This window comes from Serratia sp. S4 (assembly GCF_000347995.1).
In the GTDB taxonomy this organism is placed as follows: domain Bacteria; phylum Pseudomonadota; class Gammaproteobacteria; order Enterobacterales; family Enterobacteriaceae; genus Serratia; species Serratia quinivorans.
The window spans coordinates 1,341,972-1,357,646 of record NZ_KB661120.1 but is presented as its reverse complement, the minus strand read 5'-3'; the positions used below and the strand labels follow the sequence as shown (position 1 = coordinate 1,357,646).

Sequence of the window (15,675 nt, the reverse complement as noted above, 5' to 3'; positions counted from 1 at the left end):
TTAGCGCGCTTCCTGCACGGCGGCAGTCGGTTGTTCAAAGTGGTAGCGGCCAGTTTTCAGGCTGCTTGGACCCAGACGTGCAAATTTGAACATCAGGTACATTTCAGCCACCAGGAACAGGGTGTACAAGCCGCAAATCAGCCCCATCGAGAACAGAATGTCGCCTGCAGTCAGTGAAGAGTTGGCGACCGCAGTCGGCAGCACCTCACCAATCGCCCAAGGCTGACGACCGTATTCAGCCACAAACCAGCCGGCTTCGATCGCGATCCACGGCAGCGGCAGGCCATACAGCGCCGCACGGTGCAGCCATTTTCTCTGGCCGACACGGTTGCGGATCACGCTCCAGAACGACAGACCGATGATCAACAGCATCAGCACGCCACAGGCCACCATGATACGGAAGGCGAAGTACAGCGGTGCTACGCGTGGGATCGAGTCTTTGGTTGCCTGCTGGATCTGCGTTTCCGTCGCGTCGGTGACGTTCTGGGTATAACGCTTCAACAGTAAGCCGTAGCCCAGGTCCTGCTTGGCTTTATTGAACTCGGTGCGTACCGCCGGGTCAGTATTGCCGCTGCGCAGCTCTTCCAACAGCCCATAGGCTTTCATCCCGTTGCGGATACGCACTTCATGCTGCGCCATCAGATCTTTCAGGCCGGTGACCTGGGTATCTGTTGAGCGGGTAGCAATAAGGCCAAGCGCGTAAGGGATTTGGATCGAGTAGAAGTTTTCCATTTTATCCTGATTCGGAATACCGAACAGGGTAAAGGAAGCCGGTGCCGGTTGCGTGTCCCACTCGGCTTCGATGGCGGCCAGTTTGGTTTTCTGCACGTCGCCCATTTCGTAGCCGGATTCATCACCCAGAACGATAACGGACAGCACGGCAGCCATACCGAAGCTGGCGGCAATAGCGAAGGAGCGTTTGGCAAAGGCGAGGTCGCGGCCTTTCAACAGGTAGTAAGAGCTGATACCCAGAACGAACATCGCGCCACAGGTGTAGCCGGCGGCCACGGTATGCACGAACTTCACCTGTGCAACCGGGTTGAGCACCAGTTCGGAGAAGCTGAGCATCTCCATACGCATGGTTTCGAAGTTGAAATCCGAGGCGATCGGGTTTTGCATCCAACCGTTGGCGACCAGGATCCACAGCGCAGAGAAGTTTGAGCCCAGTGCCACCAGCCAGGTAACGGCCATGTGCTGCACCTTGCCCAGACGATCCCAGCCGAAGAAGAACAGGCCGACCAGCGTCGATTCAAGGAAGAACGCCATCAGACCTTCGATGGCCAGCGGGGCCCCGAAAATATCACCGACGTAGTGGGAGAAATATGACCAGTTAGTCCCGAACTGGAACTCCATGGTCAAACCGGTGGCCACACCCAGGGCAAAGTTAATTGCAAATAACTTGCCCCAGAATTTGGTCATATCTTTATAGATTTGCTTGCCTGACAGTACATATACCGTTTCCATAATTGCCAGCAAGAACGCCATACCCAGCGTTAATGGGACAAATAAGAAGTGGTACATCGCCGTTAAAGCAAACTGTAAGCGCGACAGTTCGACAATATCAAACATCTTGACTCCTTGCTCCTCGCAGGAAGACTCCGACATGCGGTTATCGATATGACTTCGGGTGAAGCTACCGGTAACGCCCCGCAGTGAATGCCCTTAAACACAACAAAAATTTGATCCAGCCTCTCCGCTTTCAACCATGCATTCGACGCGGGCCTGACTACTGGCCAGTGCACAAAACACACCACTGAAAACCGACAACGGGTAACAAATGCAACAAGATCAATCATCCATATTCAGCATGGATGATACTCGCCCAATCCCACACAATAAATAGGTTTTTACGTGATGTGGGTTAGACTTTGGGTTACAGGTCAAATTTTCCCCCAAAGAGGTATTCAGGCGTAATTTGATCTGAAACAATTTAAGCCTATCGGGATTTTATTTCCAGATTCAGCTCACAATTTCTCATAATTATCTTGTGGTTATGTTACACAATGGTTTCGTAGTCTATGTAGGTACTTTTTGTGTTAAATAGATGTGATATTTAATGGCTAGCTGTATTTAAATGAAGTCTTGAGTGTGAATGATGTTAACGTTTATTAACCTACCAATAGGACAAGCTTAGCTTATTTTTTTACTCTGATAATTATAGGCAATAAAAAGAATTATTATCGATAAAGCAGCGCTTAAATACGCCTGCCCCAGCCCCTTTCCCGCTTAATTGACGCCGCTAATCCCCACCACGACCACATTGATGCCCGGCCAGCCCTCCGACAGGCAAAAAAAAACAGGGCCAGACGCTTGGTCTGACCCTGCTTGAACACGGACTACCGCAGGTAAATTAGCGGTTCAGAACCGCTTTGACTGCCTCGCCGATGTCAGCCAGGCTGCGCACGGTTTTAACCCCTGCCGCTTCCAGCGCCGCAAACTTCTCGTCTGCAGTCCCTTTGCCGCCGGCAATGATGGCGCCGGCATGGCCCATACGTTTGCCTTTAGGCGCGGTAACACCCGCGATATAGCCAACCACTGGCTTGGTCACGTGCTCTTTGATATAGGCTGCCGCTTCTTCTTCAGCGCTACCGCCGATCTCACCGATCATGACGATCGCTTCAGTCTGCGGATCTTCCTGGAACAGTTTCAGGATATCGATGAAGTTGGAGCCTGGGATCGGGTCACCGCCGATACCCACACAGGTAGACTGGCCCAGACCGGTATCGGTAGTTTGTTTTACCGCTTCGTAGGTCAGGGTGCCAGAGCGGGAAACGATACCCACTTTACCCGGCAGGTGGATGTGGCCAGGCATGATGCCGATTTTGCACTCGCCCGGGGTGATAACACCTGGGCAGTTCGGGCCAATCATGCGCACGCCAGCTTCATCCAGCTTCACTTTCACGGTCAGCATATCCAGCGTCGGGATGCCTTCGGTGATGGTGATGATCAGTTTGATGCCTGCATCGATTGCTTCCAGAATGGAGTCTTTGCAGAACGGAGCCGGTACATAGATAACGGACGCGGTAGCGCCGGTCGCTTCTACGGCTTCACGCACGGTGTTGAACACCGGCAGGCCCAGATGCTCGGTACCGCCTTTGCCCGGCGTTACGCCACCGACCATTTTGGTACCGTAAGCGATAGCTTGCTCGGAGTGGAAAGTCCCCTGGCTACCGGTGAAGCCCTGGCAAATTACTTTGGTGTTTTTATCGATTAAAATGGACATTATTTGCTCCCCACTGCCGCAACAACTTGCTGAGCCGCATCAGTCAGGCTGGTCGCAGCAATGATATTCAGACCGCTGTCCGCCAGTTTCTTGGCGCCCAGCTCGGCGTTATTCCCTTCCAGACGCACCACCACCGGGACGTTAACGCCCACTTCGGCTACTGCGCCAATGATACCGTCAGCGATCAGGTCGCAACGCACGATACCACCAAAAATGTTAACCAGAACCGCTTTCACCTTGTCATCAGACAGGATGATTTTGAAGGCTTCGGTCACGCGCTCTTTGGTTGCGCCGCCGCCCACATCGAGGAAGTTGGCGGGTTCGCCGCCGTGCAGTTTAACGATGTCCATGGTACCCATCGCCAGGCCTGCGCCGTTCACCATGCAACCGATGTTGCCGTCGAGAGCAACATAGTTCAGCTCCCACTGTGCCGCACGGGATTCACGCTCATCTTCCTGAGAAAGGTCGCGCATTTCACGCAGCTCAGGCTGGCGGAACAGGGCGTTGCCGTCAGCGCCCAGTTTGCCGTCCAGACAGATCAGATCGCCCTGCTTGGTCACCACCAGCGGGTTGATCTCAACCATGGCCAGGTCACGTTCCAGGAACAAGGTCGCCAGACCCATGAAGATTTTGGCGAACTGGCCGACTTGCTTACCGGTCAGACCCAGTTTGAAAGCCAGTTCACGGCCCTGGAAAGGCTGTGGGCCTGCCAGTGGATCGATGGTCATTTTGTGGATCAGTTCCGGGGTTTCTTCCGCAACTTTCTCGATTTCAACGCCACCCTCGGTGGATGCCATGAACACCACGCGACGGCTGGCACGGTCAACAACCGCACCCAGATACAGTTCTTTATCGATGTCGGTCGCCGCTTCTACCAGGATCTGGTGAACCGGTTGGCCCAGTGCGTCAGTCTGGTAGGTCACCAGACGCTTGCCCAGCCAGGCTTCAGCGAAAGCACGGATGTCTTCCTTGCTGTTAACCACTTTAACGCCGCCAGCTTTACCGCGACCGCCAGCATGAACCTGACATTTAACCACCCACGGGCCGGAGCCGATTTTGGATGCGGCTTCTTCCGCTTCACGCGGTGTGGTACAGGCATAACCGGTTGGTGCCGGCATACCATACCGAGCAAACAGCTGTTTTGCCTGATATTCGTGTAAATTCATGATGTTCTATCCATTCAGTTCTGAAGGTTTTAGCCGAGCCATTTTGGCGGAAAACCGCATGACTTTAGTCGGCCACATAGCACAGAGTGTGGGCGTACCGCGCCCATCAGGGTTATACGTCCAGCAGCAGACGAGCCGGATCTTCCAGCATCTCTTTAACCGTCACCAGGTAACCCACGGATTCTTTACCGTCGATCAGGCGATGGTCATAAGACAGTGCCAGATACATCATCGGCAGGATCACAACCTGGCCTTTGACCGCCATTGGGCGATCTTTAATGGCGTGCATGCCCAGGATGGCGCTCTGCGGTGGGTTGATGATCGGGGTAGACATCAGTGAACCGAATACGCCGCCGTTGGTAATGGTGAAGTTACCGCCGGTCAGCTCTTCCACAGTCAGTTTGCCATCACGGCCTTTGACTGCCAGCTCTTTGATTTTCTTCTCGATGTCCGCCATGCTCATGCTGTCTACATCGCGCAGCACCGGGGTCACCAGGCCACGAGGAGTAGATACCGCAATGCTGATATCGAAATAGTTGTGGTACACCACGTCGGTGCCGTCGATAGAAGCGTTCACTTCCGGGAAGCGTTTCAGCGCTTCAACCACCGCCTTGATGTAGAAGGACATGAAGCCCAGACGTACACCGTGGCGTTTTTCGAAGGCTTCACCGTACTGCTTGCGCATATCCATGATCGGCTGCATGTTGATTTCGTTGAAGGTCGTCAGCATCGCAGTGCTGTTCTTCGCTTCCAACAGACGCTCGGCCACGCGCTTGCGCAGACGGGTCATAGGAACACGCTTCTCGCTGCGGCCGCTCAGAGCAGGCTGCGGAGCGGCTTCAACGGCGGCCGGCTTGTCGGCTTTCTTGCCGTTGGCCAGGTGCGCTTCCACGTCTTCGCGGGTGATTCGGCCACCCACGCCGCTGCCTTTGATGGCAGCTGCATCGAGGTCATGTTCGGCAATCAGGCGGCGGATAGCCGGGCTGAGTGCGTCGTTGCTCTCTTCTTCCAGGCTGGCGGTTGCGCGCTGGGCTGGAGTGGCTTCTTTAGCCTGGCTTTTTTCTTCGGTCGGCTTGCCAGAGCTGTCGCCCGGACGAATACGGCCAAGGATCTGGCGAGAAAGCACGGTTGCGCCCTCTTCTTCCACGATCGCATCCAGAATGCCTGCTTCGCTGGCCGGAACTTCCAGCACCACTTTGTCAGTTTCGATTTCAACCAGAACTTCGTCACGCTGGACGCTGTCACCTGGTTTCTTGTGCCAGGTGGCGACGGTCGCATCGGCAACCGATTCAGGAAGGTCAGGAACCAGAATATCTACGCTACTCATTTAGCTTTCCCTTAATCTTTAACAATATTCAGCGCGTCATTAACCAGAGCCTGTTGCTGCTTCTGGTGTACGGACATATAACCCACTGCCGGAGAGGCAGAGGCTGGACGTCCGGCGTAACGTAAAGAAGCCCCGAACGGCACCACTTCACGGAAGTTGTGTTGGCTGCAGTACCAGGCACCCTGGTTCAGCGGCTCTTCCTGACACCAGACGAAATCATGCACGTGAGCATACTTCTCCAGCACCGCCTGAAGGGCCTGATGCGGGAACGGGTACAGTTGCTCGATACGTACGATGGCCACGTCTTTCTGGTCGTTCTTGCGACGCTGTTCCAGCAGATCGTAATAGACCTTACCGGAGCACAGCACCACACGTTTGACCGCTTTCGGATCCAGATCGTCAATTTCGCCAATCGCCGGCAGGAAGGTGCCGTTAGCCAGCTCATCCAGAGACGAAGTCGCCAGCGGGTGACGCAGCAGAGATTTCGGTGACATCACCACCAACGGACGGCGCATACCGCGCAGCGCCTGACGACGCAGCATGTGGTAAACCTGTGCCGGGGTAGACGGGATGCACACCTGCATATTCTGCTCGGCACACAGTTGCAGGTAACGTTCCAGACGCGCAGAGGAGTGCTCTGGACCCTGGCCTTCGTAACCGTGCGGCAGCAGCATCACCAGGCCACACATACGGCCCCATTTCTGCTCGCCGGAGCTGATGAACTGGTCGATCACCACCTGAGCGCCGTTGGCGAAGTCACCGAACTGCGCTTCCCAGATGGTCAGGGTGCGAGGTTCTGCGGTGGCATAGCCATATTCGAACGCCAGAACGGCTTCTTCAGACAGTACGGAGTCCCAAACTTTGAACTCGCCCTGCCCGCTGTGGACATTGGCCAGTGGCACGTAGACCGAACCGTTTTTCTGGTTGTGCACTACCGCATGACGGTGGAAGAAGGTACCGCGACCGGCATCTTCACCGGATAGGCGGATTGGAATGCCTTCGTCAACCAGGGTGGCATAAGCCAGCGTTTCCGCCGCGCCCCAGTCGAACGCTTTATTGCCTGCAGCCATCTCTGCGCGGTCACCGTAGATTTTCGCTACGCGTGACTGCATTTCAATAGCTTCCGGCGCGGTGCTGATGCGACGGGCCAGTTCCTGCAGGCGCTTCATTTCAACCTTGCTTGGGTACTCTTCGTCCCACTCGTGGTTGAGGTACGGCGACCAGGTAAAGGAGTGCAGGTTCATCGGACGCCATTCTTCAACCACGCAATCGCCGCGGTCGAGTGCATCACGGTACAGGTTGACCATTTCCGTGGCATCTTCCAGGCTGGCGACTTTTTGTTCGGTCAGCACGTCAGCATAAATCTTGCGTGGCGTTGGGTGTTTCTTGATCTTCTGGTACATCACCGGCTGGGTTGCACTTGGCTCATCGGCCTCGTTATGCCCGTGGCGACGGTAGCAGACCAGATCGATCATCACGTCACGTTTGAAGGTGTTACGGAAATCCAACGCCAGACGGGTAACAAAGGCCACCGCTTCCGGATCGTCAGCATTGACGTGGAAGATCGGCGACTGCACCATCTTGGCGATGTCAGTACAGTATTCGGTAGAACGCGCATCCAGCGGGTTGGAAGTGGTGAAACCAACCTGGTTGTTGATCACGATACGTACCGTGCCGCCCACTTCGTAACCGCGAGCCTGCGACATGTTCAGCGTTTCCTGAACCACGCCCTGGCCGGTAATGGCGGCATCACCGTGGATGGTGATTGGCAGTACCATGTTGCTGCGCGCTTCGTCCAGACGGTCACGACGGGCACGTACAGAACCCATAACTACCGGGCTGACGATCTCCAGGTGCGACGGGTTAAACGCCAGCGCCAGGTGAACCATGCCGCCTTCGGTTTCTACGTCGGAGGAGAAGCCCTGGTGATATTTCACGTCACCGGTGCCGAGGTGTTCTTTATGCTTGCCGGCAAACTCGTCGAACAGGTCGGCAGGTTTTTTACCCAGCACGTTGATCAACACGTTCAGACGGCCGCGGTGGGCCATGCCCAACACCACTTCGCGCGTGCCGTTCTTACCGGCGTGGCGCACCATCTCTTTAAGCATTGGCACCAGCGCATCGCCACCTTCCAGCGAGAAGCGTTTTGCTCCTGGGAATTTGGCGCCGAGGTAGCGTTCCAGACCTTCCGCTGCGGTCAGCTCGTTCAGGAAACGGCGCTTCTCGTCATGGGTAAAGCTGGCGTGCCCCACTACCGATTCAATACGCTGTTGGATCCAGCGTTTCTCTTCGGTATTGGTGATGTGCATGTATTCCGCACCGATCGAGCCGCAGTAGGTCTGCTTCAGCGCAGCGTACAGGTCGCCCAGCTTCATGGTTTCTTTGCCGATGGCGAAAGAACCCACGTTGAAGGTTTCCTGGAAGTCGGCTTCGGTCAGGTTGTGGTAGGCGGGTTCAAGGTCAGGAACTTGCTCACGCTGCCACAGACCGAGCGGATCGAGGTTGGCATGCTGATGTCCGCGGAAACGGAAGGCGTTAATCAGCTGCAGTACCTTGACCTGTTTGGCGTCGGTGTCTGGATCGTTGATGGTGGTGTTGTAACGCGCGGAGTCTTTCGCCAGGCGGCGGAAGTAGTCACGCGTTTGAGAGTGAAGCTGATCGGGTTTTACACCCGCGGTTGGTAGCTGTTGAAAAATGGAACGCCAGCTATCTTCAACGGAGCCCGGATCGGTTAAGAAGTCTTCATAGAGCTGTTCTATGTAAGACTGGTTCGCGCCCGCCAGATAGGAGGAATCCAGCCAGGCCTTCATTGCGCCGTTCTGCATCATGATCCCTTAAGCTTTGAAGCTTTAGTTTTCGCCGTGGTTAACATAATTACCGTGATGGATACGGTTTGCCGTAGAAACGGTTCACTCGACGTACTTTTAGCCAAAAGAAAGGCTCGGTACGTTCTGCTATGGACCTTGCGGTCCCTTACAAGGAACCTCTAAAAACCGGCGGGCGAACCAGGCTGCTTAGCGCCGCAGCCGCGGGTCAGTTTTTAGAGGCTCCCTCCTTTGTGATGTGCGCCGGAAACTGCCCGGCGCAGCATCTCATTCCACTTATGCGCCGCGTTGCAGCAGCATAGACTTGATATGACCGATTGCACGGGTCGGATTCAAGCCCTTAGGGCATACACTGACACAATTCATAATGCTATGGCAGCGGAAAACACTGAAAGCGTCGTCCAGATCGTCTAAACGTTCTTCCGTTTCCGTGTCACGGCTGTCAATCAGGAAGCGGTACGCCGCCAACAGGCCAGCCGGGCCGATAAACTTGTCAGGATTCCACCAGAATGACGGGCAAGAGGTCGAACAACAAGCGCATAAAATGCACTCGTACAGACCATCGAGCTTGGCACGCTCTTCCGGCGATTGCAGGTGCTCACGCGCCGGCGGGTTCTTGCCGTCGTTCTGCAGGAAGGGCTTGATCTTTTCATACTGGGTATAGAACTGACCCATATCGACCACCAGATCGCGCACTACCGGCAAGCCCGGCAACGGACGGATCACAATCTTTTTATTGCCTTTGGTCAGCGACGACACCGGAGTGATACAGGCCAGGCCGTTTTTACCGTTCATGTTGATCCCATCGGAACCACAAACGCCTTCACGGCATGAACGACGGAACGACAGGCTTGGATCTTTTTCTTTCAGCTGGATCAACGCATCCAGCAACATCATGTCGCGACCTTCTTCCGCTTCCAGGCTGTAATCCTGCATGTGCGGAGCATCGTCAACATCCGGATTGTAGCGATAAATTGAAAATTCGAGTTTCATCAATCGATCTCCGCAATTAGTAAGAACGCACTTTCGGCGGGAATGCCGGGCGCAGCTTCGGTTGCATGTTCACTTCACGACGCGTCATGCTTTCCGATTGCGGCTGATACAGCGAGTGACACAGCCAGTTGGCATCATCACGTTCCGGGAAGTCGAAGCGGCTATGCGCGCCACGGCTCTCGGTACGGAAGTTGGCCGACACGGCGGTGGAAAACGCGGTCTCCATCAGGTTATCCAACTCCAGGCATTCGATGCGCTGGGTGTTGAATTCGCTGGAGGTATCGTCCAGACGTGCGTTCTTCAGACGTTCACGGATCTCTTTCAGTTCTTCCAGCCCTTTCGCCATCGCATCACCTTCACGGAATACCGAGAAGTTGTGTTGCATACAGGCTTGCAGCGCCTTGCGGATTTCAACCGGATCTTCACCTGAACGGGTGTTGTTCCAGCGGTTCAGACGATCCAGCGACGCTTCTACATCGGATTCGCTCGCTTCACGGCTGGCGCCCTGCTCGAGGATAGATTCCTGCAGATGCATGCCGGCGGCACGACCGAACACCACCAGATCCAGCAGCGAGTTGCCGCCCAGACGGTTGGCGCCGTGCACCGATACGCAGGCAATTTCGCCCACGGCGAACAGCCCAGGGATCACTACGTCTTCGCCTTTCTCATTCACGGTCAACGCCTGGCCGGTCACTTTGGTCGGAATACCGCCCATCATATAGTGGCAGGTTGGGATAACCGGGATAGGCTCTTTCACTGGGTCGACGTGCGCGAAGGTGCGCGACAGTTCCAGAATGCCCGGCAGGCGGGATTCCAGCACTTCTTTACCCAGGTGATCCAGCTTCAGCTTAACGTGCGGGCCCCACGGACCGTCACAGCCACGGCCTTCGCGGATTTCAATCATGATCGAACGGGCTACCACATCACGGCCCGCCAGGTCTTTGGCGTTCGGCGCATAGCGCTCCATGAAACGCTCACCGTGTTTGTTCAGCAGATAACCGCCTTCACCACGACAACCTTCGGTCACCAGAACCCCGGCACCGGCGATGCCGGTCGGGTGGAACTGCCACATTTCCATGTCCTGCACCGGCACGCCGGCACGCAGCGCCATGCCGACACCGTCACCGGTGTTGATATGGGCGTTGGTGGTGGACTGGTAAATACGGCCTGCACCGCCGGTCGCCAGCACGGTGGCTTTGGCTTTGAAGTAAACCACTTCACCGGTTTCAATGCAGATAGCCGTGGTGCCGACCACTGCGCCATCCTGGTTTTTCACCAGATCCAGCGCATACCACTCGGAGAAGATAGTGGTGTGATTTTTCAGGTTCTGTTGATACAGGGTGTGCAGCAGGGCGTGACCGGTACGGTCAGCCGCCGCAGCGGTACGTGCTGCCTGCTCGCCACCGAAATTCAGTGACTGGCCGCCGAATGGGCGCTGATAGATGCGGCCATCGTCGGTACGGGAGAACGGCAGCCCCATATGCTCCAGCTCCAGAACTGCTTCCGGGCCGGTTTTACACATATACTCAATGGCGTCCTGGTCACCGATATAATCGGAACCTTTCACCGTGTCATACATATGCCATTCCCAGTTATCTTCGTGGTTATTACCCAGGGCTACGGTAATGCCGCCCTGTGCAGACACGGTATGGGAACGGGTCGGGAATACTTTGGACAGCAGGGCACAAGAAGAACCCGCTTGAGAAATTTGCAGTGCCGCGCGCATACCTGCGCCGCCTGCACCGATAACTACAGCATCAAACTCTCTGACCGGCAGTTTCATCTTACGCACCCCACACTACGATTGTTCCGTACAGTAAATAGACCAGCAACACGACAACGATCGCCAGTTGCAACACCAGACGTACCGCTACCGGCTTGACGTAATCCGTCAGCACCTGCCACAACCCGATCCAGGCATGAGCCAGAATCGACAGCAGCGTCAGCAGCGTGAACACTTTCGTAATAGAAGTGGCGAAGAAGCCGCGCCAGATTTCGTAGGTGAGATCCGGAGCCGTGACAAAGAAGCCCAGGATATACAGAACATACAGGGTGATGACGATAGCGGAAGCACGCAGTAACAACCAATCGTGTACGCCGTTGCGTCCTAATGCAGAAACATTGTTTACCATACGAGGACTCCAGCCAGAACTGACAGCACGACGGTCAGACCGATTGCCACTTGGGCAGAACGGGTACCGGCGGCTAAACTCTCTTCGATATAGCCAAAATCCATTAACAAATGGCGAATGCCACCGCAAATGTGATAGGCCAGCGCAGTGAGGATGCCCCAGAATATGAATTTGACAACGAAGCTATTCATGATGGCAGCAGCCTGCATGAAACCCTCTTGGGAAGAGAGTGACAGGCCCAGCAGCCAGAGGAGGATACCCACGGCAACGAAGGTAATTACGCCAGAGACTCGGTGTAAGATGGACGCTATCGCAGTTACGGGAAACTGAATCGTTTGCAGATCCAGGTTGACAGGTCTTTGTTTTTTCACGTTTTTGCCCACACAGCTCTTATTATTTTCCTTCCTCCGGCCTGGGCGGGGATCAGACAGCGTTAAGAGCCAAAACCCTCACACGTCACGCGCTCAAACAACAACATCCTCTGTGCTTAAACGGCGCGTAGTTATAACGCTGGGTGCTCCTACTTCAGGGTATCCCGGAGACCTGGCGGCAGTATAGGAGGATCACATTCTGATTACAATTCCCATACAATCCCTTTGGTAACATTTCCCCCGAACAGTGATTTAGATCACGGATTTCACAATTAGCATAAAATTAATTATCTGATTTGACAAGAGATCAACAATTCCATTACATATAGGGGCACAAACGGCCCTATGATGCGCAATAGGTCAGCAGATACACTTCCCCCGATGTTCAGGATATGCAACAGTGTATTTGAAAGAACCTATCCCAATGGCGGTTTTTGCCGGTCACGTTTGCAGCCCATCACCGCAGACGAGAACAAATAAGGCATATAAAACAGTTTATTGGGATAGGTTCAACCACCCCCGAACACGTCGTAGGTAAGATTAACAGAACATAACGAATTCCGATGAATCGTTAACAACTGGTCACCCACCTCGTTCGCCTGGTTAGCACTCTGTACCCTACCCGCGCATTTGCGCAGTCGCTCACAGAGTTAGCGTCCGCTCCATTTTTTGCGGGCAACCTGAGGAGAATTAAGGTATTTCAGTTGTTAGAGGTTTTTAAAATAAGGCGCAAAGGAGACTGTAAATGACTGATAAGAAAGCGACGCTAACCATTAACGATGGTGAAGCTCCAATCGAACTGGGCGTATTAACCCCGACACTGGGCCCCGATGTCCTTGATGTCCGCGCCCTGGGCTCCAAAGGTTATTTCACGTTTGATCCCGGCTTTACCTCTACCGCTTCCTGCGAATCCAAAATCACTTTTATCGACGGTGACAAAGGCGTATTGCTGCACCGCGGCTTCCCGATCGAACAGCTGGCGAAAGAGTCTTCCTATCTGGAAGTGTGCTACATCCTGCTGTACGGCGAAACGCCGACCGCAGAAGAGTTCGAGACCTTCAAAACCACCGTGACCCGTCACACCATGATCCACGATCAGATCACCCATCTGTTCCGTGGCTTCCGTCGTGACTCACACCCAATGGCGGTGCTGTGCGGCGTGACCGGCGCCCTGGCGGCGTTCTACCACGATGCACTGGACGTCAACAACGAGCGTCACCGCGAGATCACCGCGTTCCGGCTGCTGTCCAAAATGCCTACCGTGGCGGCCATGTGTTACAAATATTCACTGGGTCAGCCGTTCGTTTATCCACGCAACGATCTGTCCTATGCCGGTAACTTCCTGCATATGATGTTCGCCACCCCGTGCGAAGAATACGTGGTGAACCCGGTGCTGGAACGCGCAATGGATCGCATCCTGATCCTGCACGCCGATCACGAGCAAAATGCTTCCACTTCTACCGTACGTACCGCAGGTTCTTCAGGCGCTAACCCGTTTGCCTGTATCGCTGCCGGTATCGCTTCACTGTGGGGCCCGGCACACGGCGGCGCCAACGAAGCCGCACTGAAGATGCTGGAAGAGATCAAAACCGTTGAGCACATTCCTGAGTTCATCAAGCGTGCCAAGGACAAGAACGACTCGTTCCGTCTGATGGGCTTCGGCCACCGCGTGTACAAGAACTACGATCCACGCGCCACCGTGATGCGCGAAACCTGTCACGAAGTGCTGAAAGAACTGAACAAGAAGGACGACAACCTGTTGCAAGTGGCGATGGAGCTGGAACACATCGCGCTGAACGACCCGTACTTCATCGAGAAGAAACTGTATCCGAACGTCGACTTCTATTCAGGCATCATCCTGAAGGCGATGGGGATCCCTTCTTCCATGTTCACCGTTATCTTTGCCATCGCCCGTACCATTGGCTGGATTGCACACTGGAACGAAATGCATGACGAAGGCATCAAGATTGCCCGTCCGCGTCAGTTGTACACCGGCTATGCCGAGCGTGACTTCAAGTCCCAAGTGAAAAACAAATAACGCCGCTTTACCCTACGTATTGCAGCAAGACGCCGCCCCCCAGGACGGCGTTTTTTTTTGCCCTCTCCCTGGGGAGAGGGTCGGGGTGAGGGGAAACATTGAATAACCTATTTCTGGCAACCTGGGCACCAATAAAAGGGCCTTGAAGACAGCGTCGTACGTTCGATCATCGCACCACAACGCTCGCAAGGTTCACCACTGCGGTGGAACACCTTAAAGCTGAACAACGCGCCATGATGGCGGTTCTCATCCACCTGCCCACGCGTCTGATAAGACAAGCGCGGTACCGCCAGCAACGCCTCCGCCAAGCGCTGCAAGGTTTCCGGCGCCAGATCCTGTGGCTTATGCTGGGGGGCCAGCTCTGCCTGCCAGAGGATCTCGGCCCGCAGGTAGTTGCCCAACCCGGCGAGAAACGCCTGATCGAGCAACATGCCGCCCAGTTGCCTGCGGCGAAACGCCGGTGACAGCAGCCGTTGCTCCACCGCGGCCACCGTTAACGTCATATCCAGTACGTCGGGGCCGATACGTTGCAAGAACGGATGCTGCTCAATTTCCTCGCGCGGCCCGACGGTAATCTCCGAGGCGCTGTACAGCAAAATCGCCCGATCTGCCGTTTCCAGCCGCACGCGCAGATCCCGTTTGGTTTCCGGCGTCTCCCCTGCTTTAACCACTTTCCACACGCCATACAACTGGTTATGGCTATACAGCGTCAGACCATTGGAAAAATGGGTCAGCAGTGCCTTACCCCGTGGTTCAATAGCGATAATACGCTCGCCAATTAACCGGTCGCGGTAATGTTTAAGCTGGGGAAAGGCAAAACCGACTTCGGTCAGCGGCTGGTCGATCACCGCCGCCGCCAGTGCATCCGCCGCCCGGCGAATTTCCGGTCCTTCCGGCATATGAAAACTCCTGAATGGACCCCGGTGCAGCAGGCCGCACCGGGGAATAACTGCGATTAATGCGTCGCGCCACCGACTACTTTCAGGTCGTGTTCAACCTGTAACGCAATAGAAATGGCCAGTTCCAGGGCGAACAATACCGTGGTCGCCGCCATACTCGGTGCGCCAGGGTGTGCGGCAGCCTGTTCAGGCAGATAAGGAATATGAATAAACCCGCCCTTGATTGCCTGCTGGCTGTTTAAACGGTGCAACAGACCGTACATCACATGGTTGCAGACGTAGGTACCGGCCGTTTGCGATACCGAGGCGGGAATACCCGCTTCGCGCATCGAGTCGACCATCGCCTTGATCGGCAGCGTGCTGAAATAGGCCGCCGGGCCGCTTTTAACGATAGGTTCGTCGATCGGTTGCTGCCCCTGATTATCGGGGATACGGGCATCATCGACGTTGATCGCCACCCGTTCGATGGTGATATCGGTACGTCCTCCGGCCTGGCCGATCGCCAACACCATCACCGGCTGCACTTCATCAATCGCCGCATTCAGGGCTTCCAGCGCCGTACCAAACACGCAGGGCAGTTGGCGTGCAATAATGCGCGCACCGGCCAGTTCCATATCATTGAGTTGCTTTACCACTTCCCACGAAGGATTAACGCGTTCGCCGCCAAAGGGCTCAAAGCCCGTGATCAATACCTTTTGCAT

General features: G+C 55.1%; 12 protein-coding genes. 1 reads left to right on the top strand and 11 read right to left on the bottom strand.

Annotated features, from left to right (window positions below; genetic code table 11):
- The 9 genes from cydA to sdhC all read right to left on the bottom strand — a co-directional run bounded on the left by cydA (nt 1) and on the right by sdhC (nt 12,049).
- Nucleotides 1-1,569, bottom strand: a complete 1,569-nt coding sequence (cydA, locus tag SERS4_RS0107025; protein WP_017891944.1) for a cytochrome ubiquinol oxidase subunit I — start codon at nt 1,567-1,569, stop codon at nt 1-3.
- Nucleotides 1,570-2,350: 781 nt separating this feature from the next.
- The gene (sucD, locus tag SERS4_RS0107020; RefSeq protein ID WP_012005705.1) at nt 2,351-3,223 is read right to left on the bottom strand and encodes a succinate--CoA ligase subunit alpha; all 873 of its coding nucleotides are present in this window, start codon (nt 3,221-3,223) and stop codon (nt 2,351-2,353) included.
- Complete coding sequence (sucC, locus tag SERS4_RS0107015; RefSeq protein WP_017891943.1) at nt 3,223-4,389, bottom strand: ADP-forming succinate--CoA ligase subunit beta; 1,167 nt, start codon at nt 4,387-4,389, stop codon at nt 3,223-3,225. The genes sucD and sucC overlap by 1 nt, the downstream gene beginning before the upstream one ends.
- Before the next feature lie 112 nt (nt 4,390-4,501).
- Nucleotides 4,502-5,716, bottom strand: coding sequence for a 2-oxoglutarate dehydrogenase complex dihydrolipoyllysine-residue succinyltransferase (gene odhB / locus SERS4_RS0107010; RefSeq protein WP_012005703.1), 1,215 nt, complete (start codon nt 5,714-5,716; stop codon nt 4,502-4,504).
- An 11-nt stretch (nt 5,717-5,727) separates the two neighbouring features.
- Nucleotides 5,728-8,541 carry a 2-oxoglutarate dehydrogenase E1 component gene (gene sucA, locus SERS4_RS0107005; protein ID WP_012005702.1) on the bottom strand — a complete coding sequence of 938 codons (2,814 nt, stop codon included), beginning with the start codon at nt 8,539-8,541 and terminating at the stop codon, nt 5,728-5,730.
- A gap of 276 nt (nt 8,542-8,817) precedes the next feature.
- Nucleotides 8,818-9,534, bottom strand: a complete 717-nt coding sequence (locus SERS4_RS0107000; protein ID WP_012005701.1) for a succinate dehydrogenase iron-sulfur subunit — start codon at nt 9,532-9,534, stop codon at nt 8,818-8,820.
- A 16-nt stretch (nt 9,535-9,550) separates the two neighbouring features.
- Nucleotides 9,551-11,317: a succinate dehydrogenase flavoprotein subunit gene (gene sdhA, locus SERS4_RS0106995; protein ID WP_012005700.1), complete on the bottom strand. Its 1,767-nt coding sequence runs from the start codon at nt 11,315-11,317 to the stop codon at nt 9,551-9,553.
- Nucleotide 11,318: 1 nt separating this feature from the next.
- Nucleotides 11,319-11,666, bottom strand: coding sequence for a succinate dehydrogenase membrane anchor subunit (gene sdhD / locus SERS4_RS0106990; RefSeq protein ID WP_012005699.1), 348 nt, complete (start codon nt 11,664-11,666; stop codon nt 11,319-11,321).
- A complete protein-coding gene (gene sdhC, locus SERS4_RS0106985) occupies nt 11,660-12,049 on the bottom strand; it encodes a succinate dehydrogenase cytochrome b556 subunit (RefSeq protein ID WP_004949747.1) in 390 nt (129 codons plus the stop codon). The genes sdhD and sdhC overlap by 7 nt, the downstream gene beginning before the upstream one ends.
- 733 nt (nt 12,050-12,782) lie before the next feature.
- Here sdhC and SERS4_RS0106980 point away from each other — a divergent pair.
- Complete coding sequence (locus SERS4_RS0106980) at nt 12,783-14,075, top strand: citrate synthase (protein ID WP_012005698.1); 1,293 nt, start codon at nt 12,783-12,785, stop codon at nt 14,073-14,075.
- 107 nt (nt 14,076-14,182) lie between these two features.
- On the opposite strand, the gene nei is transcribed toward SERS4_RS0106980, so the two are convergent.
- On the bottom strand, nt 14,183-14,974 hold the full coding sequence (gene nei / locus SERS4_RS0106975) for an endonuclease VIII (protein ID WP_012005697.1): 792 nt from the start codon (nt 14,972-14,974) through the stop codon (nt 14,183-14,185).
- A gap of 56 nt (nt 14,975-15,030) precedes the next feature.
- On the bottom strand, nt 15,031-15,675 hold the full coding sequence (pcp, locus tag SERS4_RS0106970; protein WP_017891942.1) for a pyroglutamyl-peptidase I: 645 nt from the start codon (nt 15,673-15,675) through the stop codon (nt 15,031-15,033).